This window comes from Blastococcus sp. CT_GayMR20 (genome assembly GCF_004570345.1).
The window spans coordinates 1-21,006 of sequence record NZ_SPQM01000085.1; the positions used below are offsets into that span (position 1 = coordinate 1).

Annotated in this window: 21 protein-coding genes; 10 read left to right on the forward strand and 11 right to left on the reverse strand. The window is 73.0% G+C overall.

Going from position 1 to position 21,006, the window contains the following annotated elements:
• The coding region (locus E4P40_RS17835; RefSeq protein WP_135159864.1) for a response regulator transcription factor at positions 1–597 on the reverse strand (597 nt) is incomplete at its 3' end.
• Positions 594–1,757, reverse strand: coding sequence for a histidine kinase (locus E4P40_RS17840; protein WP_135159865.1), 1,164 nt, complete (start codon positions 1,755–1,757; stop codon positions 594–596). The genes E4P40_RS17840 and E4P40_RS17835, both read right to left, overlap by 4 nt.
• A gap of 155 nt (positions 1,758–1,912) precedes the next feature.
• Between E4P40_RS17840 and E4P40_RS17845 the strand changes: the two genes are divergently transcribed.
• Positions 1,913–2,566, forward strand: a complete 654-nt coding sequence (locus E4P40_RS17845) for a hypothetical protein (protein ID WP_135159866.1) — start codon at positions 1,913–1,915, stop codon at positions 2,564–2,566.
• A gap of 4 nt (positions 2,567–2,570) precedes the next feature.
• On the opposite strand, the gene E4P40_RS17850 is transcribed toward E4P40_RS17845, so the two are convergent.
• From E4P40_RS17850 to E4P40_RS17860, 3 genes are all read right to left on the reverse strand, one after another.
• A complete protein-coding gene (locus E4P40_RS17850) occupies positions 2,571–3,212 on the reverse strand; it encodes a response regulator transcription factor (protein WP_135159867.1) in 642 nt (213 codons plus the stop codon).
• Entirely contained in the window at positions 3,212–5,275 is a 2,064-nt protein-coding gene (locus tag E4P40_RS17855) for a histidine kinase (RefSeq protein WP_135159868.1), read from the reverse strand. Before E4P40_RS17855 ends, E4P40_RS17850 begins: the two co-directional genes overlap by 1 nt.
• A 98-nt stretch (positions 5,276–5,373) precedes the next feature.
• Entirely contained in the window at positions 5,374–6,009 is a 636-nt protein-coding gene (locus E4P40_RS17860; RefSeq protein WP_135159869.1) for a hypothetical protein, read from the reverse strand.
• A gap of 177 nt (positions 6,010–6,186) precedes the next feature.
• Here E4P40_RS17860 and E4P40_RS17865 point away from each other — a divergent pair, with 177 nt between their 5' ends.
• From E4P40_RS17865 to E4P40_RS17875, 3 genes are read left to right on the forward strand one after another with little or no spacing between them, the layout of a single operon-like run.
• The gene (locus E4P40_RS17865) at positions 6,187–6,708 is read left to right on the forward strand and encodes a 2Fe-2S iron-sulfur cluster-binding protein (protein ID WP_135159870.1); all 522 of its coding nucleotides are present in this window, start codon (positions 6,187–6,189) and stop codon (positions 6,706–6,708) included.
• Positions 6,705–7,700, forward strand: a complete 996-nt coding sequence (locus E4P40_RS17870) for a xanthine dehydrogenase family protein subunit M (RefSeq protein WP_135159871.1) — start codon at positions 6,705–6,707, stop codon at positions 7,698–7,700. The genes E4P40_RS17865 and E4P40_RS17870 overlap by 4 nt, the downstream gene beginning before the upstream one ends.
• Positions 7,697–9,817, forward strand: coding sequence for a xanthine dehydrogenase family protein molybdopterin-binding subunit (locus E4P40_RS17875; RefSeq protein ID WP_135159872.1), 2,121 nt, complete (start codon positions 7,697–7,699; stop codon positions 9,815–9,817). The genes E4P40_RS17870 and E4P40_RS17875 overlap by 4 nt, the downstream gene beginning before the upstream one ends.
• Positions 9,818–9,830: 13 nt before the next feature.
• Here the strand turns inward: E4P40_RS17875 and E4P40_RS17880 are convergent, their stop codons facing one another.
• Positions 9,831–10,334: a MarR family transcriptional regulator gene (locus E4P40_RS17880; protein ID WP_135159873.1), complete on the reverse strand. Its 504-nt coding sequence runs from the start codon at positions 10,332–10,334 to the stop codon at positions 9,831–9,833.
• Between the two features lie 90 nt (positions 10,335–10,424).
• Here E4P40_RS17880 and E4P40_RS17885 point away from each other — a divergent pair, with 90 nt between their 5' ends.
• From E4P40_RS17885 to E4P40_RS17905, 5 genes are all read left to right on the forward strand, one after another.
• Complete coding sequence (locus E4P40_RS17885) at positions 10,425–10,988, forward strand: YceI family protein (protein WP_135159874.1); 564 nt, start codon at positions 10,425–10,427, stop codon at positions 10,986–10,988.
• A gap of 209 nt (positions 10,989–11,197) precedes the next feature.
• A complete protein-coding gene (locus tag E4P40_RS17890; RefSeq protein WP_209305391.1) occupies positions 11,198–11,545 on the forward strand; it encodes a hypothetical protein in 348 nt (115 codons plus the stop codon).
• Between the two features lie 99 nt (positions 11,546–11,644).
• The gene (typA, locus tag E4P40_RS17895) at positions 11,645–13,537 is read left to right on the forward strand and encodes a translational GTPase TypA (protein WP_135159875.1); all 1,893 of its coding nucleotides are present in this window, start codon (positions 11,645–11,647) and stop codon (positions 13,535–13,537) included.
• A 175-nt stretch (positions 13,538–13,712) separates the two neighbouring features.
• The gene (locus E4P40_RS17900) at positions 13,713–14,204 is read left to right on the forward strand and encodes a DUF5994 family protein (protein WP_135159876.1); all 492 of its coding nucleotides are present in this window, start codon (positions 13,713–13,715) and stop codon (positions 14,202–14,204) included.
• 57 nt (positions 14,205–14,261) lie between these two features.
• Positions 14,262–15,263: an NAD-dependent epimerase/dehydratase family protein gene (locus tag E4P40_RS17905; protein WP_135159877.1), complete on the forward strand. Its 1,002-nt coding sequence runs from the start codon at positions 14,262–14,264 to the stop codon at positions 15,261–15,263.
• Positions 15,264–15,351: 88 nt separating this feature from the next.
• Here E4P40_RS17905 and E4P40_RS17910 read toward each other — a convergent pair whose 3' ends face one another.
• The 5 genes from E4P40_RS17910 to E4P40_RS17930 form a co-directional block, all read right to left on the reverse strand.
• The gene (locus E4P40_RS17910) at positions 15,352–16,350 is read right to left on the reverse strand and encodes a sulfite exporter TauE/SafE family protein (RefSeq protein WP_135159878.1); all 999 of its coding nucleotides are present in this window, start codon (positions 16,348–16,350) and stop codon (positions 15,352–15,354) included.
• Positions 16,351–16,584: 234 nt separating this feature from the next.
• Complete coding sequence (locus tag E4P40_RS17915) at positions 16,585–18,027, reverse strand: DHA2 family efflux MFS transporter permease subunit (RefSeq protein WP_135159879.1); 1,443 nt, start codon at positions 18,025–18,027, stop codon at positions 16,585–16,587.
• A gap of 45 nt (positions 18,028–18,072) precedes the next feature.
• Entirely contained in the window at positions 18,073–19,074 is a 1,002-nt protein-coding gene (locus E4P40_RS17920; RefSeq protein WP_135159880.1) for an inorganic phosphate transporter, read from the reverse strand.
• Between the two features lie 20 nt (positions 19,075–19,094).
• Complete coding sequence (locus E4P40_RS17925; RefSeq protein ID WP_135159881.1) at positions 19,095–19,712, reverse strand: DUF47 family protein; 618 nt, start codon at positions 19,710–19,712, stop codon at positions 19,095–19,097.
• Between the two features lie 105 nt (positions 19,713–19,817).
• Positions 19,818–20,387, reverse strand: coding sequence for a sigma-70 family RNA polymerase sigma factor (locus tag E4P40_RS17930; protein ID WP_135159882.1), 570 nt, complete (start codon positions 20,385–20,387; stop codon positions 19,818–19,820).
• Positions 20,388–20,457: 70 nt separating this feature from the next.
• On the opposite strand from E4P40_RS17930, the gene E4P40_RS17935 reads away from it, so the two are divergent.
• Positions 20,458–21,006, forward strand: a 549-nt coding sequence (locus E4P40_RS17935; RefSeq protein ID WP_135159883.1) for a zf-HC2 domain-containing protein, incomplete at its 3' end; no start/stop codon positions are given.

Here is a 21,006-nt window from a genome sequence, read left to right on the forward strand (position 1 = left end):
GTCGCGCAGCCCGAGCTTCATGAGCACGCGGCCCAGGTGGGTCTTGACGGTCGCCTCGCCGAGGAAGAGCTCGGCCGCGATCTCGGTGTTCGACAGCCCGCGCCCAACCAGGGTGAGCACCTCGGTCTCCCGCTCGGTCAGGCCCGCGAGCGCGGCCGGCCGGCCACCCGGCGGCGGCCCCTGCACGAACCGCTCGACCAGCCGGCGGGTCAGGGCCGGGTGCAGCAGGGCGTCCCCGGCGGCCACGGTCCGCACCGCCCCGGCCAGCTGTTCCCGGCGCACGTCCTTGAGCAGGAAGCCGCACGCGCCGGCCTGCATCGCGTCGTAGAGGTACTCGTCCGCGTCGTAGGTGGTCAGGATCAGCACGCGCGCGGTCGACCCGGCCCGCGTGAGGGCACGGGTGGCGGCGAGGCCGTCGAGCACCGGCATCCGGATGTCCATCAGGACGACGTCCGGCCGGAGCCGCTGCGTCTGCGCGACGGCCTCCGCGCCGTCCGGTGCCTCCCCGACCACCTCCATGTCCGGCTCGAGGTCGAGGAGCAGCCGGAAGCTGTCGCGGATGAGTGCCTGGTCGTCGGCGACCAGCACGGTGATCACGGCTCCTCCGGTGGCACGGGGAGCCGGGCGTGCACCGCGAACCCGCCGTCGGCCGAGGGGCCGGTCTCCAGCGTGCCGGCGAAGACGGCCACCCGCTCCCGCATGCCGAGCAGCCCACGCCCGCCGTGCGGCACGTCGTCGCGCGGCTCCCCGCCGTCGTCGACGACCGCGACGTCCACCGCGTCGGGCTCGTAGCGCAGGCTCACCCCGACACGGGAGCCGGCGGCGTGCCGGGCGGCGTTGGTGAGCGCCTCCTGCACGATCCGGTACACGGTGAGGGCCAGCCCTGCGGGCAGCCGGCGGGGCGTCCCGGACACCGCCAACCCCACGTCCAGACCGGCCGTGCGTGCCGTGCCGACGAGCTCCTCGACGTCGTCGACCCCCGGCTGCGGCGCCAACTGGCGCTCGGCGTCCTCCTCGCGGAGCACCCCGAGCAGGCGGCGCATCTCCGTCAGGGCCTCCCGGCCGCTGGCCTCGATCACCCGCAGCGGCTCGCGGACCTGCTCGGGATCGCGGTCGAGCATGCCCGAGGCGGCCATGGCCTGGAGGACGACGAGGTTCACGTGGTGGGTGACGACGTCGTGCAGCTCGCGCGCGATGCGGGCGCGCTCCTCGGCGACCGCCACGCGTGCCTCCGCCTCGACCAGCGCCTTCTCGGTGGCCAGCGTGCGGGTGCGGCGGGAGCCCGCGACCACGCCGCCGATGAGCGGGGCGACGAACAGGAACAGGTCCCACCACGCCGTCGACCAGGCCTCGGAGTCCGCACCCCAGGCGTGCGGGTCGTTGACGTCGTGGACGACGAGGCAGACGACGGCCACACCGAGGCCGGCCACGAGCTGGCGGCGCGAGCCGTAGGCGGCCAGCGCGTAGAGACTCACCCACGCGGGCCACACGACGTAGAGACCTTGTCCGCCCTCGCCGCTGAACAGGGCGTGCAGCCCGATGGGCACCCAGACGCCGATCACCGTGATGAGGGGGTTGCTGCGCCGCCACAGCAGGGCCGCCGACGGCACCAGCAGGAGCGGCAGCACCCACCAGCGACTGCCGGGGATGTGCGTGTCGCTCGTCTCGGCCAGGCCCTCCCCGAACAGCACGGCCACGGTGATCACCGCCGAGCCGGCAGCGAAGAAGACGTCGAGGCGGGACGGCCGGGGAGCCATGGCGGGAAAGCTAGCGCCGTCGCGCGCTCGACGGCGTCCTCTTGCGGGTGGACCCCGTTCCACCGACGGGTGGATCCGATACCGATCGGGAGGTGACGTGCACGGGGGCGGGCCGGCTGCACGCTCAGCCGGTCCACTCACCTCCGGAGGTTCCCGTGTCCACGATCCTCGACCGCGTCGCCGACGCCGGCGGCATCCTGCACGTCCTGCTGGTCTTCGGCGGCTACGTCTTCCTCGTCGCACCGTTCATGCCCACGTCGCTGGACTCACCCGAGGCGGCGCTGGCGCACCTGCGGGAGCACCCGCCGACGACGGCGTTCTGGGCCGGAATCTGGCTGGAGGGCGCCGGACTGCTCATGCTGGTGCTGCTCGCCGCCCGGGTCGCCTCCCGGCTGCGCGTCCAGCCGGGCTGGTGGCTGCCGACGGCCGTGGTCGGGCTGGCCGTGGCCGGCGTGACCGTCAAGGTCGGGTCGTTCGCGCCCGGCCTGGCCGCCCTGGAGGTCGACCGCTACGACGCCGGCACCGTCACCGCGCTGCTGGGCATCAACGACGCCGCCGTCGGTGTCGCCGCCGCCCTCGACGGCGCGTTCGTCCTGCTGCTCGGTCTCGGCGCGCTCGCCGTGGGGGCGCTGCCGCGGTGGCTGGCGGCGCTCGCCGTCGTCGCGGGGGCCGGGCTCCTGCTGTCGATCGCCGTCCCGGCGCTGGACGCGGTGCAGCTGCTGTTCTACGGCTGGCTGCTGGTGATCAGCGGCTGGCTCCTGGCGCGGGGCGGCCGGACGGCCGCGAGGCCCGAACCGGCCTTCGCCTGATGTCTCAGCTGCCGAGGCCGGCCTCGCGGGCGCGGATCATCGCCTCCGCGCGGTCGGCCACCTGCAGCTTGGCGAAGATCGCCGACACGTAGTTGGCCACCGTCTTCGGGCTCAGCGACAGCCGGCGGGCGATCGCGGGGTTGGGCTGGCCCTGGGCGATCAGCCCGAGGATCTCCCGCTCCCGCTCGGTGAGCTCGGGGAACACCTTCGGCGCCGGCCGCGGCAGGGCGAAGAAGGCGAGGACCCGCCCCGCCACGGCCTGGCTGAAGATCGCTTCACCCCGCGCGACGGCCCGGATGGCGCCGGTGATCTCCTCCTCGTCGGCGTCCTTGAGCACGTAGCCGCGGGCGCCGGCGCGCAGCGCGAGGAACACCGAGTCCTCGTCCTCGAACAGGCTGAGCACCAGCACCCGGATGTCGGGATCGGCCGTTCCGATCGCCCGGGTGGCCTCGATGCCGCTCATGCCGGGCAGCTGCAGGTCCATGAGGACGACGTCGGGCCGCAGCTCCGCCGCGCGCGCCACCGCCTCCTCGCCGGAGACGCACACGCCCGCCACGGTGAGGTCCGGGACCGCGTCGAGCAGCGCGACCACGCCCTTGCGGAACAGTGGGTGGTCCTCGACGACGAGCACGCGCAACGGGTCCATCAGGCGCCTCCGGGGAAGGGCAGCCGGGCCAGCACACGGGTGCCCCCGTCCGGCCCCGGTTCCACCGAGCAGCTGCCGCCCATCTCCGCCGCCCGTTCCCGCATCGAGGAGAGCCCGACGCCCGCTGTCGGAGCCGCGGGCAGGCCGGCACCGTCGTCGGTGACCTCGACGGTCAGGGAGTCCGTCCCGGCGGTCAGCCGGACCGCCGCGGCCCGTGCTCCGGCATGGCGGACGACGTTGGTCAGTGCCTCCGAGACGATGCGGTAGGCGGCGACCTCGACGGCCGCCGGCAGGTCGGGCAGGTCGTCGGGGACCTCGACGGAGACGGTCACGCCGCCGTCCTCCGAGCCGATCCGCTCGGCGAGCTGCTCCAGCGCGCCCACCAGGCCGAGTTCGTCCAGCGCCGGCGGCCGCAGGCCGTGGACCAGCCGGCGGATGTCGGCGATGGCCGCCTTCAGCTCGGCCCGCAGCTCCGCCACCAGGGCGTCGGCCGCCTCCGGGTCGCGGGTCATGAGGCCGCGCAGCACCCCGGTCTGCACCGTCAGCCCGGCGAGCTGGGCGCCCAGTCCGTCGTGCAGGTCGCGGCGCAACCGCCGCCGTTCCTCCTCGCGCGCGGCGACCAGCCGTTCCCGCGAGCGCTGCAGATCCGCGGTGAGCCGCACGGTCGAGACCGCGACCCCCGCCTGGCGGGCGAGGTCGGCCAGCAGGCGCCGGTCGGCGGGGGCGAAACCCTCCTCTCCTGGGCGGAGACCCAGGACGAGCTCGCCCACCGGCCGGTTCTGGTAGAGCAGCGGCAGATCGAGGGTGCGCGCCGGCGGATCCCCGGTGTAGACGGGGATCCGGTCCTCGATCCGGATCGCGGCGTACGGCAGCCGCAGCGCCTCCCGCACGGTGGAGACGATGGCGGGCAGGACGGCGTCGGGGGCGAGCGTGCTCTCCAGCCGTTCGCCGAGCCGGGACAGCGCCGCGTACGGCTCGGCGCGCTGGCCGTAGAGGAGTCGGCTGACGGCCCGCTGCAGCCGGTCCCGCAACGGCGCGAACAGGACGGCCACGATGCCGGTGGCCACCAGGGAGACGAGCAGGTCGTCCTCGCGGCGGAGTGCTACGCCGAGGTAGCCGACGACGAGCACGTAGATCCCGACCACCAGGACGGTCAGGGTGCCGTAGACCAGGGTGCGGTCGATGACGACGTCGATGCCGTCGAGCCGGTAGCGCAGCACGGCCACGGCGACGGCGACCGGCGTGCCGAGCAGCACCCAGAAGAGGAGCCCTCCACCGACCCACCCGGGCAGGCTCTCGGTGACCGGCAGGGCCAGCACCGGGGCGATCGCGAAGAGGAACCACTTCATCTGCTGCCGCCCGGCCCCGCGCGACCGGCGGAACCGCACGACGACGGCCGCCACCGCGGTGACGATGCCGATGAGGGACAGGCCGCTGAACACCGGGAAGAGGGCCTGCTCCTCGGCGCCGGGGAGACCGTCGATGCCGATCGGGTTCGCGATGCGGTAGTCGACGTCCTGGCCGGTCAGGGTGTCAGGCAGCATGCCGGAGACGACGATCGCGACCGCCCCGACCGCCCCGGCCCCGACGGGTAGCCGCCAGCGTCGGGACGGCAGCCGGCCGTCGGGGAAGATCACCGGGAGGACGGCGAACACCAGCCACAGCATCAGCAGCCAGTACCACCCCTGCACCCAGGCGCCGAGCACGGCGAGGGGGTCGGCCCGGCCGGACGTCGTCAGGACCCAGGCGGCGTAGTGGTCACCGGCCGGTGCCAGCGCGAGCAGCACTGCGGCCCCCGCCATGACCCACCCCACGGCGTTGCGCGGCCGCTTCCCGATGAGCAGGGCCCCCATGGCCGCGAACATGCCGAAGCCGAGCCACAGGAGCATGCCCTCGACGGGGTCCAGGCCCGGCGAGCCGAGCCGTCGCTGAAGGACGAGGTTCGACCCGACCCCGAACAGGTAGACCGGCACGACCGACCAGGCGACCGCGCGCGAGACCCAGCCCCTCCGGGCCGGCTCGGGCGCCACCGTTCCGGGAGGCGTCACGAGCTGGCTGGTCACCGTCTCCTCCTCGGTCTGCGTGGGCACGATTGCGCGCCGGGGATCCGGCCGTCAACGGAGGGCCGCACCAGCCGGTGCGGCCCTCCGGACGGACGGTCTCAGGACGCCGTCGCGAACTCGGCGGTGGGCGCCCGGCGGACCGACCGGAGCGCGGTGCCGAGCAGCACCCAGGCGATGCCCGTGGGCACGCTGATGGCGGCCCAGAACCACGCGTCGTTGTCGGGGTCGAGGCTCGAGCCCAGGAATCCGAGGCCGATCCCCAGGGGGAGGGCGAAGGCCAGGAGCAGGCCCGCGGCGCGGTAGAGACCCTCGCGGCGTCGCCGCGCGAGGACGATGCCGACGACGATCCCGCCCACGATGCTGACGAGGAAGCCGATCAGCAGCATCGCGTGGCCGAGCGGCACCTCGCCGCCGCCGAGACTGATCGACGCCGCCTCGATGCCGACGCCGAGGGACATGGCGGCCGTCCCCACCATGGCGAGGACCAGGCCGAGGGCGCCCACCCGTCCGGCGTCCGTACCGAGCGACCGTCGCAGTGCCACCAGGCCGGCCACGATCAAGGCCGGTCCGAGCACGGCGAACGCCCAGTACGTGGCCATGACCGCCACGAACGGGAGCGTCCCGAACTCGACGTCGTTCACGTCGGCCGCGTTCGACGCGATCGGCAGGAGGGCCCACAGGGCCCCGCCGACCAGTCCGGCCGTCGCGGTGCGGGGGGCGGTTGTCGTCGACATGGGAGTCGTCCTTCCGGGAGTGGATCGGTGTCGACGACGAGGTTGCTGCTCCGGCTCTCCCAGGAACCAGGGAGCCGGATCACCGCTCGGCAGGGAAGTTCTTCCCGGCCGTCCGCCCGGTGGTCGGTTGCGCACTAGATCGTTTGTGCACACCCGGTGCCGGGGCAGGACCGCTGCGTGGACACCCAGATCACGCTGCGGGTCGACGGGGTGGTGCACCCGCTGACGGTCGACACCCGGACGACCCTGCTCGACGCGCTCCGCGAGCGCCTGCGCAACACCAGCCCGAAGAAGGGCTGCGACCACGGGCAGTGCGGCGCCTGCACCGTGCTGCTCGACGGCCGACGGGTCAACAGCTGCCTGATCCTCGCCGTCACGGTCGGGGACGCCGAGGTGACCACCTCCGACGGGCTGGCCGACGACGGCGACCCGCACCCGCTGCACCGCTCCTTCGTCGAGTACGACGCCTTCCAGTGCGGCTACTGCACCCCCGGCCAGATCTGCTCCGCGGCCGGGATGATCGAGGAGGTCCGCCGCGGCTGGCCCAGCGCCGCCACGGGCACCGTCACCGACGAGCCGGACCTCACCGACGCGGAGATCCGCGAGCGGATGAGCGGCAATCTCTGCCGGTGCGCCGCGTACGCCAACATCGTGCCGGCGGTGGCCGCCGTCGCCGAGGCCGAGGGTGTGCGTCGGTGAGGGAGTTCCGGTACGAGCGCGCAGCCGACGCCCGCGCCGCCGTCGCCCTGCTGACCAATGCCCCGGACGGTGCCTTCCTCGGTGGCGGCACCAATCTCGTCGACCTGATGAAGCTCGGGGTCGCCACCCCCGACGTCCTTGTCGACGTGCGGCGACTGACCTCGACCGAGGTCACCGACCTTCCGGACGGCGGGCTGCGGATCGGCGCGGGGGTACCGAACGCCGATCTCGCCGCCGACCGGCGGGTGCGGGAGCGCTTCCCGGTCCTCGCGCAGGCGCTGCTGGCCGGCGCCTCGGGTCAGCTGCGCAACCGGGCGACGACCGGCGGCAACCTGCTCCAGCGCACGCGGTGCGGCTACTTCACCGACGTGACCAAGCCCTGCAACAAGCGCGCTCCCGGCACGGGGTGCGGTGCGCTGGAGGGGGTGCACCGCAACCACGCGATCCTCGGTCAGACGCTGGACGGGCCCGGCACCTGCGTGGCGACCCATCCGTCGGACATGGCCGTCGCGATGCTCGCCCTCGACGCCGCCGTCCGCCTGCTGGGGCCCGACGGGGAGCGCGTGATGCCGGTCGCCGACCTGCACCGCCTGCCCGGCGACGACCCGTCCCGCGACAGCACGCTGCGGCACGGCGAGCTGATCACCGCCGTCGATCTCCCGCCCCTGGACCTGGCCTCCGGCTACCGCAAGGTGCGCGACCGGGCGTCCTTCGCCTTCGCGCTGGTCAGCGTGGCGGCGGCGCTCCGCGTCGAGGACGGCGTGGTCCGCGACGTCCGCCTGGCCCTCGGGGGAGTGGCGCACCGGCCCTGGCGCGCGACCACCGCCGAGCAGGCGCTGCTCGGTCGGCCGGCGACGGAGGAGGCCTTCACCGCGGCCGCGGCGGCCGAGCTCGCCGCGGCCCGTCCGCTCCGGGACAACGGGTTCAAGGTTCCGCTGGCCCGCAACGTCGTCGTCCGCACGCTGCTGGAGCTCGCGGAGGGATCCCGATGACCACCGTCGACCGCATCGTCGGTGCGGGTATCGACCGCATCGACGGACCGGCCAAGGTCCGCGGCACCGCGCCCTACGCCTACGAGCAGGACCCGGGCGAGCCGATCGCCCATCTCGCGGTCGTCCAGAGCACGGTCAACCGGGGCCGGATCAGCCGCCTCGACCCGGCCCGCGCCGAGGCGATGCCCGGGGTGATCGCCGTCCTCACCCCGGCGAACGCGCCACGGCTGGGCGACGGGCTCACGTCGGACCTCCCGGTGCTGCAGACCCTCGACGTGCACTACCAGGGGCAGATCGTCGCGGCCGTCGTCGCGGAGACCTCGGAGATCGCCAGGGCGGCGGTCGGCGCCGTGCTGGTGGAGTACGCCGCCGAGGCGCCGGACGTCGCGCTGAGCACCGGACGCGCCGACCTCTACGCGCCCGGCGAGCTGATGGCCGGGTTCGAGACGGACTCGGTGATCGGTGACGTCGACGGTGCGTTGGCGGCCGCCGCCGTGAGCATCGACGCGACCTACGAGACGCCCACGCAGCACAACAACCCCATCGAGATGCACACGTCCATGGCCCGGTGGGACGGCGACTCGCTCACCCTGTGGGACGCGAACCAGGGTCCGCACACCATCGTCCGGGACCTGCGGAAAGGCCTCGGGCTCGAGGCGGACCAGGTCCGCGTGATCTCGCCGTACGTCGGGGGCGCCTTCGGCTCGAAAGCGTTCACCCACCCGAACCAGATCCTCGCCGCCATGGCCGCCCGCGTGGTGGGGCGGACCGTGGTCTTCGAGCTGACCCGGCAGCAGATGTTCTCCCTCGTCGGGCACCGCACGCCCACGATCCAGCGGGTCCGGCTCGGCGCCGACCCGGAGGGCCGGCTGACCGCGATCAGTCACGAGGTCGTCGAGCACACCTCGCGGATCAACGACTTCGCCGAGCAGACCGCGACACCGACCCGGGTGCTGTACACGGCGCCGCACCGCCGGACGACGCACCGGCTCGCGCGGCTCGACGTCCCCCCGCCCACGATCATGCGGGCGCCGGGGGAGACGCCGGGCATGTTCGCGCTGGAGTCGGCGATGGACGAGCTCGCCGTGGCCCTCGGCATCGACCCGGTCGAGCTGCGGATCCGGAACGAGCCCGAACGCGATCCCGAGCGCGACGTTCCGTGGTCCACCCGCGAGCTGGTGGCGTGCCTGCGCACCGGGTCGGAGCGGTTCGGCTGGGCGGGGCGAGACCCCCGTCCGGGAGTGCGGGCCGACGGCCGGTGGCTGGTCGGCACGGGGGTCGCCGCGGCGACGTACCCGACCCGGCGGCGCAAGGCCGACTGCCGGATCTCCGTGGACGGCTCCGGTCCGAGGGCCGGCCGCTACACCGTCGAGATCGACGGTTCCGACATCGGCACCGGCGCCTGGACGGCCCTGACGCAGATCGCCGCCGACGCGCTGGGTACCGACCTCGGCTCGGTGGACCTGCGCATCGGCGACAGCCGCCTGCCGCAGGCGGGGGGCGCCGGCGGGTCGACCGGCCTGGCGTCATGGGGCTCGGCGATCGTGCTGACGGCTCGCGACCTGCGCCGGCGGCTCGACGAGCAGCACGGCGGCCGGCTCCCGGCCGACGGGATGACCGTCGACGGCGGCGTGGCGGGGGAGTCCCCGCATGCGAAGACCCACTCGATGCACGCCTTCGGCGCCCACTTCGTGGAGGTGCGGGTCGACCGGGACACCGGCGAGGTGCGGGTGCCGCGGGCCACCAGCGTCTACGACGCCGGCACGATCGTGAACGCGAAGACCGCCCGCTCCCAGCTCCTCGGCGGGTTCTGCATGGGCCTGTCGATGGCGCTGCACGAGGAGTCGGTGACCGACGAGCGGTACGGCCACTACGTCAACCACGACCTCGCCGAGTACCACGTCGCGACCAATGCCGACATCGGCGAGATCGACATCTCGTGGCTGGACGTCCAGGACGAGCGGGCCAACGAGCTCGGTCTCAAGGGCATCGGCGAGATCGGCATCACCGGGGCCGCGGCGGCCGTCGCGAACGCCTACTGGCACGCCACGGGACTGCGCATCCGCGACCTGCCGATCACTCCCGACAAGTACTTCCGCGAGCTCGGCCCGACCTGACGGGGCGCTCCGCTCAGGAGGACGGATCGAGGTGGCGGAGGAGGGTCTCGCCGATGTCGCGCATGGCCGCGACCTGGGCGGGGGAGAGCTGGTCGAACAGGTGCGTGCGCACGCTCTCGACGTGGACCGGCGCCGCCGCCTCGAGCGCGGCGAAGCCCTCGTCGGTGAGCACCGCCAGCTGACCGCGGCCGTCCTCGGCGCAGACCTGCCGCCGGACCCAGCCCCGCTCCTCGAGCCGGGACACCGCGTGCGAGAGGCGGCTGCGCGAGGAGAGGCAGCGGTCGGCGAGCTCGCTCATCCGCATCATCCGGCCAGGGGTCTCCGACAGCGCGACGAGGATCTCGTAGTAGGCGTGCGAGATGCCGGTCTGGTGGGTGAGCTCCCGGTCCAGGCGGTCCTGGAGGAGCTGGGTGCTGTAGAGCCAGGCGCGCCAGGCCTTCTGCTCCTCGGCGTCGAGCCAGCGTGGCTCATCCGCCGCCCGATCCCCGTGTGACCTATCCGACACCTGCGACGTCATGGGCCCATCGTACTGGCGGAATAGTTGAGCCATCAACTACGCTACGGTCGGGCAGAAGGTCAAACGCTCAATTACTCGGAGGCAACTTCCATGACCAGCTCCACCGCCGTCCAGATCCCCGGCTACGTCGTCGGCACGTGGGACATCGACGCGTCGCACTCGACCGTCGGCTTCTCCGTGCGCCACATGATGGTCAGCAAGGTCCGCGGCTACTTCCGCGAGTTCTCCGGCGAGATCGTCACCGCCCAGGACCCCGCGCAGTCCTCCGTCACCGCGACAGTGAACATGGACTCGATCGACACCCGCCAGGAGCAGCGTGACGCGCACATCCGCTCCGCTGACTTCTTCGACGTGGGCAACCACACCGAGATGACCTTCCGCTCGACCGCCGTCGAGACCGACGGCGCCGACTGGACGATCGAGGGCGACCTCACCATCAAGGGCATCACCAAGCCCGTCACGCTGGAGCTCGAGCTGAACGGCTTCGGCCCGGACGCCTACGGCGGCACGCGGGCCGGCTTCAGCGCCAAGACCGAGATCTCCCGCAAGGCCTACGGCGTCGACATCGACATGCCGATGGACGGCGGCGGCGTGGTCGTCGGCGACAAGATCACCGTCGAGCTCGAGATCGAGGCCGTGCTCCGCACCGCCTGAGAAACACCCCCTGCCCCCCACCGCTCGCAAGCTCGCGGCGGGGCCCTGCAGGGGGCCGAGGGCCCCGGACGACTCGTCCGGGGCCCTCGTGCTGTCTCCGGTGACCGCCGGGATGCGCATGGCGGCGGTATTCGGGCCCTGGATGACCACCGCCGTGCGGATCCGGGCGTGATCGTGGAGCTGACATGTCGAGGGGGAGACTGGGCGACGTGTCGACCGCCTCCCTCATGCGCACCAGGTTCCCCTCCGCCGTCCTCGTGGCCGTGGGGCTGGCCGCCGGATTCGGTGTCGCGCAGGGCACCGGCGTCCGTGCGCTCGGCGGCGCCGTCTTCGCCGCGGCGGGCCTCGCCGCGGGCGCGCTGTGGGTGCGCCGGCGCAGCGTCCCGGTCGCGGTGGGACTCGCCGCGCTCTACGTCGCCGCCTTCGTGCTCGCGCACGTGCTGGCCATCGGCGTCGGGCTGCCCGCCTGGCTGGCGGTGAGTCTGGTCACCCTCACCGCCGCGGGAGTGACGTTCGCGGTGGTCGACGGCTCGCGCGAGGACGCCCCCGTCGCCTGAGCGACTACCATGGGAAGGTCGCCGTGCCGGCGACCGTTACTCCAGATGACGGGCGCACCAGAGCGCCGAATCCCCGAGTTCCCTGAGGTGCCTTCTCGCATGCCCACCCGCGACGACCTGCGCAACGTGGCGATCATCGCCCACGTCGACCACGGCAAGACGACCCTGGTCGACGCCCTCCTCCGCCAGGCGGGCGCCCTCGGGCGGTCCAAGGGCGAGGGGACGGACAACGACTCCACGCAGGACCGCGTCATGGACTCGATGGACCTCGAGCGCGAGCGCGGCATCACCATCCTCGCCAAGAACACCGCGATCCACCTGGCCGACGAGAACGGCAACCCCGTCGTCGTCAACATCGTGGACACCCCGGGCCACGCCGACTTCGGTGGCGAGGTCGAGCGCGGCCTGTCGATGGTCGACGGCGTCGTCCTGCTCGTGGACGCCTCCGAAGGTCCGCTGCCGCAGACCCGCTTCGTGCTGCGCAAGGCGCTGGGCAAGGGCCTCCCGGTCATCCTCGTGGTGAACAAGACCGACCGCTCCGACGCCCGCATCGCCGAGGTCGTCGACGAGACCTACGAGCTCTTCATGGAACTGCTCGAGGACTCCGGCATGGATGTGGACAACCTCGACTTCCCGATCGTCTACAGCAACGGCAAGACCGGCCAGGCCTCGCTCAACCGGCCCGAGGACGGCACCTCACCCGACAGCCCCGATCTCGGGCCGCTGGTCAAGACGCTGCTGGACACCGTTCCGCCGCCGGTCTACGACGCCGAGGAGCCGCTGCGCGCGCAGGTCACCAACCTCGACGCGTCGCCCTACCTCGGCCGGCTCGCGCTGCTGCGCATCCACTCCGGCACGATGAAGAACGGCCAGCAGGTCGCCTGGTGCAAGGTCGACGGCACCATCAAGAACGTCAAGATCACCGAGCTGCTGGTCACCGAGGGCCTCACGCGCACCCCGGCCGACAGCGCCGGCCCCGGTGAGCTGGTGGCCATCGCCGGCATCGAGGACATCATGATCGGCGACACCCTCGCCGACCCGAACGACCCACGCCCGCTGCCGCCGCTGACCGTCGACGAGCCGTCGATCTCGATCACCATCGGGATCAACACCTCGCCGCTGTCGGGCAAGTCGGGCAAGAAGCTCACCGCCCGGCTGATCAAGAACCGCCTCGACCAGGAGCTGGTCGGCAACGTCTCGGTGCGGATGCTGCCCACCGACCGCCCCGACACCTGGGAGATGCAGGGCCGCGGCGAGCTCGCGCTGGCGATCCTCGTCGAGCAGCTGCGCCGGGAGGAGTTCGAGCTCACCGTCGGCCGGCCGACCGTCGTCACCAAGGAGATCGACGGCAAGCTGCACGAGCCGGTCGAGCGGGTCACCATCGACGTCCCCGGCGAGTACGTCGGCACTTTGACGCAGGCACTGGCCACCCGTCGCGCGCGGCTGGAGAACCTGGTCCACCACGACACCGGCTGGGCGCGGATGGAGTACATCGTCCCCTCGCGTGGCCTCATCGGGTTCCGTACGGAGTTCCTCACCGAGACCCGCGGCACCGGCGTCCTCAACCACAACCTCGAGGGCTACGAGCCGTGGCTGGGCGACATGCGGGCCCGCCCGACCGGCTCGCTGGTCGCCGACCGGCAGGGCCTGGCGACGACCTACTCGATGTTCTCCCTGCAGGAGCGCGGCCAGCTCATGGTCCAGCCCGGCACCGAGGTCTACGAGGGCATGATCGTCGGTGAGAACTCCCGTCCGGACGACATGGACGTGAACATCACCAAGGAGAAGAAGCTCACCAACATGCGCAAGAGCACCTCCGAGGAGCTCGAGCGCCTGATCCCGCCGCGCATCCTGAACCTGGAGCAGGCGCTGGAGTTCTGCGCCGAGGACGAGTGCGTCGAGGTCACGCCGGCGACCGTCCGCATCCGCAAGGTGGTGCTCGACCAGACCGAGCGCGGCAAGGCCAAGAACCGCAAGCCGAAGCCCGTCTGACGGAGGACCCGCCGCAAGCCGGGTGGCCGGTCGGGCACGGGTCGTGACGACGGGCCGGAGGACGGCGACCCGCCCGCCTCCGCCTCCCCGAACCGCGCGTCCACCTCGACGTACGTTGCCGGTGGGTCCGTGTGCCGCGGGCCCGGTCGAGCGAACGAGAGGCGGCCGAGCGCTGATGACGACGATTCCCCGAACGGCTCTGGATGCGGGGTTCCGGGGCGGCATCGACGTCCGGGTGAGTCTTCGAGCGAACGCCGGCGACGGGAGCTCGCACTTCGACGGCGCCTGGTTCCCCCGCACGCGCGACCTCGCCGTCGAGCTGCCGGAGCTGATCGCCGAGCTCGACCGCCGCGGCGTGCGCGTCGAGCGCTTCACCTATCCGCTGGATGCCTGGTCGTCGGTCGACCGCAAGCTCGTCGTCTCCGACCGGATCGTGCGCACCGGTGGGTTCCGCAGCATGGATCCCGGCGTCGTCTGCCTGACGTGGGACGGCGGTGCCCGGCGGGCGGACCTGCTGGTCGTGCCGCCGGAGACCGACGTCCTCACCGGTGCGCGGGCACTGCGCCTGTGCACCCGGCGCGGCCTGCCGCGCTCGCCGCAGATGGTCCTCGCCGCCGCCCGCTCCACGCCGCTGCCCCAGGTGCCGGAGTACCGCCGGGCCGTGTAGTTCCGCCCGCCGCGAACCGGCTGGACGGCGGGGGAGCGGCTCGGCTGGAGTGAGGCCATGCGGCTTCTCGTCCTCGGTGGCACCCACTTCCTCGGCCGGCATGTGGTCACGGCGGCGCTCGACCGCGGTCACGACGTCGCCACGTTCACCAGGGGCGTCTCCGGCGATCCGCCCGACGGCGTCCGCGCCCTGCACGGCGACCGGGACGACCCCGCCGCGCTGCCGGCAGCCCTCGACGGCTGGGCGCCCGAGCTCGTCGTCGACACCTCGTGCCAGACGCGCGCCGCGGCGGAGAACGCGGCCGCCGCGCTGAGCGAGGTCCGCGGATACGCCTTCGTCAGCAGCCTCAACGCCTACGCGAACTGGCCGCCCGGGCCCCTGGGTCCGGAGGACGCCGAGCCGACGTGGAGCACCGACGACGACGAGTACGGGCCGGTCAAGGCCTTCGCCGAGCGCACGATCGGCGCCGCGGTCGGCGACGGGTTCCTCACCGCGCGGGCGGGTCTGATCATCGGCCCGCACGATCCCATCCACCGCCTCGGCTGGTGGCTCGACCGCATCTCCCGTGGCGGCCGGGTCGTCGTGCCGGATGCGCTGGACCAGCCGATCGCCGCCGTCGACGCCCGCGACCTCGCCGCCTGGCTCGTGGGAGCCGCCGAGCGCGGGCTGTCCGGGGCGGTGAACGCCACCGGACCGGTGGGCATGACGACCCTCGGCGGCCTGCTCGATCTCTGCCGCGAGGTCACCGGGAGTGACGCGGAGTGGGTCCCGGTGCCCGAGGAGGAGTTGCTGTCGGCCGGCGTCGAGCCGTGGGTGCACCTGCCCCTGTGGCTTCCGGCCGACGTCGCCCGGACGGCGTGGGACGTCGACACCACGCGTGCGCGCGAGCTGGGGCTGCCGAGCCGGCCGCTGGCCGAGTCCGTCGCGGACACGTGGGCGTGGCTGCGGGTGAACGGGCGCCCACCGATGCAGAAGCTGGCCCACCGCCCGGAGCCCGGGCTCCCCGCCGAGCTGGAGGCGAAGCTCCTCGGCCGAATCGCTGATGATCAGGTGACCTGATCACCAGTGGTCCTGGCTCACCATCGACGGTGAGCCAGGACCCCACACGGTGAGCCAGGACGACGGGCGAGCCCCGGTGCGCTCAGTGTCAGTCGCGCGGGGCGCTCGGGCGTCCGGCGGACAGCTGACCGTCCGCCAGCGCCTCGTCGAAGCCGTCGTTCCGGACGTCGGCGACCACGTTGCGCTCGGCCACCGCCGCGATCGCGTCGGCCGACTCCAGCGCCCGGTCCCTGCGGTACGCGCGGTAGGAGTGGACGACGGCCGCAGCCCAGACGACGTACAGCACGGCGTAGACGGAGTAGCGCGTCGCGTCGCCCGCATCGATCCAGTCGCTCTTCAGCAGCGTGCGGGTGTTGGTCAGGATGATCATCCCGCCGACGAGCGAGCCGAGCAGCCGCGGCGGGATGTGCCGCACCAGCCAGGCAGCGATGGGAGCAGCGACCAGCCCGCCGGCGAGCAGGCCGGCGACCCACACCGCGTTGATGCCCTGCGAGCCCAGCGCCAGCAGGAAGCCGAGGCTCGCGGCCAGGGCCACGATGAACTCGGACGTGTCGATCGAGCCGATGACCTTGCGGGGCTCCATCCGGCCGCTGGCCAGGATGGCCGGCGTGCCGACCGGCCCCCAGCCGCCGCCACCGGTGGCGTCGACGAAACCGGCCACCAGGCCGAGCGGGCCGAGGAAGCGCTTGCGCATCGGCTTGCCCAGGTGCCGGCGATCGATCCCCCGGAGCGTGAACCTGATCAGGATGTAGGCGCCGAGGGTGAGCAGGATCAGGGACATCACCGGGGCGGCGACCTCGGTGGAGAGGTAGGACAGGAACGTAGCGCCGGCGAAGGCGCCGACCGCGCCCGGCAGGCCGATCTTGGCGACGACCTTCCAGTCGACGTTGCCGAACTTCCAGTGCGACAGACCCGAGGCGAGGGTCGTGCCGATCTCGGCGAGGTGCACGGTGGCCGACGCGGCGGCCGGGTTGGTGCCGATGGCGAGCAGCAGGGTGGTGGACGTCACGCCGTAGGCCATGCCGAGGCTGCCGTCCACCAGCTGCGCGCCCAGACCGACGAGGGCGAGCAGAACAAGGGTCTTCACGGGACTGAACTCCGAGTCTCAGGAACCGCAGCGCGCGGGAACAGGCCGCAGCGCTGCGGGAGAACGATGGGGGAGCGCCTCAGGCGCGGGAGTCAGCAGCCCGGACAGCGACTGGCGCAGACGCGCAGCAGGTCGACGTGGATCCGCCCCACGAGGAGCACCGCCGTCGCCGCCACGGCGCTATGTCTACCAGATCGATCGAGATATGCCCAAAGGGTGTCCCACCCTGCGGGATCAGTGGTGGAGCACGTCGTTCCGGATGGTCAGCCAGGCTGCCACGCCCCCCAGGGCGAACAGTGCCGCGCAGGCGATCATCGCCGTCCGGTAGCCGTCGGTGAAGGCGAGGGGCTCGGCGTAGTCGTCCCCGGACAGCCCCACGGCGACCGGTAGGGCGGCCACGGCCAGGAGCTGCGCGGCACGGGCCACGGCGTTGTTCACCCCGCTGGCGATGCCCGCCAGCGCGTCCGGCGCGGCGGCCAGCACGGTCGCGGTCAGCGGGGCGATGAGCAGGGCCATCCCGAGCCCCTGCAGCAGCGACCCGGGCAGCACCTCGAGCACGTAGGGACGGCCGCCGTCCACGCCGGCCAGCAGCAGCGTGCCCGCGGCGACGATCAGCGGTCCGAGCGTCATCGGCAGCCGCGGGCCGATCCGCTGGGCCAGTGCCCCGCCCTGCGGCGAGAGCAGCGTGATGAGCAGGATCGAGGGGAGCAGCGCCGCCCCCGCCCCGGTCGCGTCGTAGCCCAGGACCGTCTGCAGCTGCAGGACCAGGAACAGGCTGCTGCCGCCGAGCGCCCCGTAGACGGCCAGCGTGGACAGGTTGGCCCCGCTGAACTGCCGGTCGCGGAACAACCATGGCGGCAGCATCGGGTCGGCCGCCCTCCGTTCGCGCACGAGGAACGCCGCGCCGGCCGCCAGCCCGGTCACCGCGGCGGTCACCACGTCGGGGCGCAGCATGTTCTCGCCCCCTTCGATCAGCGCGTAGGTCACCCCGCCCAGGGCCAGTGCACCGAGCACCGCACCGGCGTAGTCGAACCGGCCGTGGTGGGCCGGATCGCGGCTCTCCGGCACGTGGCGGCCGGCCACGAGGACGATCAGGACGGCGATCGGCACGTTGATGAGGAAGACCAGCCGCCAGCTCACCGTGTCGATCAGGACGCCGCCGAGGAAGGGGCCGACGAGACCCGCGATCCCGGCCAGCGACGACCAGATGCCGATCGCCCGAGCCCGGTCACCGGGCCGGAACGACGACTGGATCAGCGCCAGGCTGCCCGGGGTCAGCAGCGCCCCGCCCACTCCCTGCAGGGCCCGGGCGGCCACCAACTGACCGGTGCTCTGCGCCAGCCCGCAGAGCAGGGACGCGGCGGCGAACCAGCCGACCCCGATCAGGAAGACGCGACGGCGGCCGTAGCGGTCACCGAGCGAGCCGCCGAGCAGGATGAGCGCGGCCAGCGTGAGCGTGTAGCCGGTGACCGTCCACTGGAGTCCTGACAGCGTGGATCCCAGCTCGCGGCCGATGGCCGGCAGCGCGACCTGGACCGCGGTTCCGTCGAGGAACGCCATCCCCGACGCCAGCACCGTGACGACGACGAGCCAGCGGCCCGGTGCGGTGCCGAGCGCGACCGGCTCGCTGGCGGAACCGCCGGCCACGGGCGCTGCTGGCCGGCGGTCGTCTCCCATGGGTGCTCTGTCTAACGTGACCGCGCGGCCTCGGCCACCACCTTCTCAGCCGACGGCGAGATCGGTCAGGAAGTAGGCGACCGCCGCGACCCCACCCGCCGCGGGCAGGGTCACGATCCAGGCCACCACGATGTTGCCCGCGACGCCCCATCGCACGGCGGAGAACCGGCGGGTGGACCCGACGCCCATGATCGAGGTCGTCGTGATGTGCGTGGTCGACACGGGGACGGCGAAGACCGTCGCGGTCGTCACCATGACGCTGGAGGCGACCGTCTGCGCGGCGAACCCCCCGGCCGGCGTCAGCTGGATGATGCGTCGTCCCATGGTCCGCATGATGCGGAAGCCGCCGGCGTACGTTCCGGCGCTGATGGCGGCGGCCGCGGCCAGGACCACCCAGAACGGCACGTCGAAGGTGTCGATCTCGCCGGCGGTGAAGAGCGCCAGGGTGATGATGCCCATCGTCTTCTGGGCGTCCTGCATGCCGTGGCCGAGGGCCATCGTCCCGGAGCTGAAGATCTGCGCGGTGCGGAACCCGCGGTTGGCCTTGGAGACGTTGGCGTTCCGGAAGGTCCACAGGATCGCGAGCATGAACAGGTAGCCCAGGCCGAAGCCGACCAGGGGCGACAGGACCATCGGGATGATGACCTTGTCGAGGACGCCCATCCACTGCACGCCCCAGGACGCTGCCAACGCGGCGCCGACCAGCCCGCCGATCAGGGCGTGCGACGACGACGAGGGCAGGCCGAACCACCAGGTGATCAGGTTCCAGGTGATCGCCCCGATGAGGGCTGCGAAGACGATCACCAGCCCGTCGGTGCCCTCGGGCGGTTCGATGATCCCCGCCCCGACGGTCTTGGCGACCTCCGTCGAGAGCAGCGCCCCGACCAGGTTCATCACCGCGGCCAGCGCGAGCGCCACGCGGGGGGTCAGCGCCTTGGTCGAGACGGCGACGGCGATCGCGTTGGCCGCGTCGTGGAAACCGTTGGTGTAGTCGAACGCCAGAGCAACCAGGACGATGACGATCAGACCGATGAAGGCCGCGTCCATCAGCAGAGATCCATACGTGTCTAGGACTCCTTGACGGCGATCGTCTCGACCACGTTGGCCACGTGCTCGAACGCGTCGGCCGCCTCCTCGAGCTGGTCGGCGACCTCCTTGAGCTTGAGGATCTCCAGCGCGTCGAACTCCCCGCTGTAGAGCCGCGACAGCAGTCGCCGGTACAGCTTGTCCGCCTCGTTCTCCAGCCGGTTCACCTCGATCCAGTAGTCGGCGAGGTCCTTGAGGGTCCGCAACCGGGGCATCGCCTCGGCGGTGGTCTGGGCGCAGCGCTGCAGCAGCGACACCTGCTGGCTCATCTCGGCGGGCAGGGTTCCCAGGCCGGTGAGGATGACGAGGTCGGCCGCGGCCTCGACGAAGTCCATGACGTCGTCGAGGTCGCTGGCGAGGTTGTAGATGTCCTCGCGGTCGAACGGCGTGACGAAGCTCGTGTTGAGCTGGCGGAAGATCGCGTGCGTCGTCTGGTCACCCGCGTGCTCGAGGTCCCGCAGCCGGTCGTTCAGCTCGGGCCGGCGGGCGTGGTCGTGGATGAACTCGCTGAGGACGTCGGTGGCGGCCACCAGGTTCTCCGCCGAGGCGGTGAACAGCGGGTAGAAGCTCGAGTCCTTGGGGGTCAGGCTGAAGGGCACGCGTCGGCTCCGTATCGGGAGGGGAAACGGACGGCGTCCTGGAGGTGAACGCACGGCCGTCGGGCAGCATAGGTGGCCGACCGGGCCGCTCAGCGCGCCACGTGCTCAGGCGTGGGCGGCGTCGCCCTTCGCGTCGTCGTCGTCCACTCCGGCGAGGGACTCCAGCAGGTCGGCGCGGGCGCGGGCGACGCGGGAGCGAATGGTGCCGACGGGGCAGTCGGCGACCTCCGCGGCTTCGGCGTAGGGCAGACCCAGCAGCTGGGTGAGCACGAAGGCCTCCCGCCGGTCGGGGTCCAGCCGGGACAGCAGGTCGGCCACGGTGGCGCCCTCGGCGACGGCGTCGGTCGGGGCCCCCGGTCCCGCGGACAGGGCCTCCAGGTCGGCGGTGTCGCGGACCAGCGTCAGCCGGCGTCGGCGGCGCGAGCGGACGGCGTCGGCGCAGACGCGGCGCGCGATGGCCAGCAGCCAGGTCCGCACCGACGACCGGTGCTCGAAGCGGTGCAGCGACCCGAAGGCGCGCAGATACGTCTCCTGGGTCAGGTCGTCGGCCGCCTCGCGGTCACCGAGTGCGGCGCACAGCCGCCAGACGTCGGACTGGGTGGCGCGGACGAGCGCCGCGGCGGCCAGCGGATCGCCGGCGGCGGCGTCCTCTGCGATGCCCTGCAACTCGTCCACGCCCCCATGTTCGTCCATCGATCTGGGATCGGACGGGAACCAGACACGGTCGGGCGACGACCAATAGGACATGCCCTGCCCCGAATTCCGTGAGGCGGCCTCCGCGCGGCTCGACGGCGAGCCGCTCGGGATGCCCGCCGGCGCGCTCGACCAGCACCTCGCGGTCTGCCCCGCGTGCTCCTCGTGGGCGGAGGCGGCCGCCCGGGTGACCCGGCGTGCACGGCTGGCGCCGGCCCCGCCTGTGCCCGATCTCACGGCCGCCGTCCTCGCCGCGCTGCCCCGGGAGCTGCCGGGTGCGGCCGTCGCCGCGCGGTCGCGCCTGGCCGGCACTGCCCTGCGCCTCGCCCTGGTCGCGGTCGCCGTGGCCCAGGCGGGACTGGCGTGGCCGGCGCTGGCCTCCGGGACGGCGGCGATGAGTGCGCCGGTGCACATGGCGCACGAGACCGGCGCGTGGAACCTCGCGGTGGCGGTGGCCTTCGGAGCGGTCGCCGCGGGACCGCGGCTCGCCGTCGGCGCGCTGCCGTTCCTCGGCACCTTCGCCGCGCTGCTGCTCCCGGTCACGCTCGCTGACCTCGGCGCCGGTCACGTGGGCGACCGCCCGATCGGCGTGCACGTGACC

What these genes read in the sequence shown, in the direction of transcription:
- E4P40_RS17840 (WP_135159865.1), bottom strand. Translation starts at nt 1,757, where the DNA reads ATGGCTCCCCGGCCGTCCCGCCTCGACGTCTTCTTCGCTGCCGGCTCG.
- E4P40_RS17850 (WP_135159867.1), bottom strand. Translation starts at nt 3,212, where the DNA reads ATGGACCCGTTGCGCGTGCTCGTCGTCGAGGACCACCCACTGTTCCGC.
- E4P40_RS17860 (WP_135159869.1), bottom strand. Translation starts at nt 6,009, where the DNA reads ATGTCGACGACAACCGCCCCCCGCACCGCGACGGCCGGACTGGTCGGC.
- E4P40_RS17875 (WP_135159872.1), top strand. Translation starts at nt 7,697, where the DNA reads ATGACCACCGTCGACCGCATCGTCGGTGCGGGTATCGACCGCATCGAC.
- E4P40_RS17880 (WP_135159873.1), bottom strand. Translation starts at nt 10,334, where the DNA reads ATGACGTCGCAGGTGTCGGATAGGTCACACGGGGATCGGGCGGCGGAT.
- E4P40_RS17885 (WP_135159874.1), top strand. Translation starts at nt 10,425, where the DNA reads ATGACCAGCTCCACCGCCGTCCAGATCCCCGGCTACGTCGTCGGCACG.
- typA (WP_135159875.1), top strand. Translation starts at nt 11,645, where the DNA reads ATGCCCACCCGCGACGACCTGCGCAACGTGGCGATCATCGCCCACGTC.
- E4P40_RS17900 (WP_135159876.1), top strand. Translation starts at nt 13,713, where the DNA reads ATGACGACGATTCCCCGAACGGCTCTGGATGCGGGGTTCCGGGGCGGC.
- E4P40_RS17905 (WP_135159877.1), top strand. Translation starts at nt 14,262, where the DNA reads ATGCGGCTTCTCGTCCTCGGTGGCACCCACTTCCTCGGCCGGCATGTG.
- E4P40_RS17915 (WP_135159879.1), bottom strand. Translation starts at nt 18,027, where the DNA reads ATGGGAGACGACCGCCGGCCAGCAGCGCCCGTGGCCGGCGGTTCCGCC.
- E4P40_RS17920 (WP_135159880.1), bottom strand. Translation starts at nt 19,074, where the DNA reads ATGGACGCGGCCTTCATCGGTCTGATCGTCATCGTCCTGGTTGCTCTG.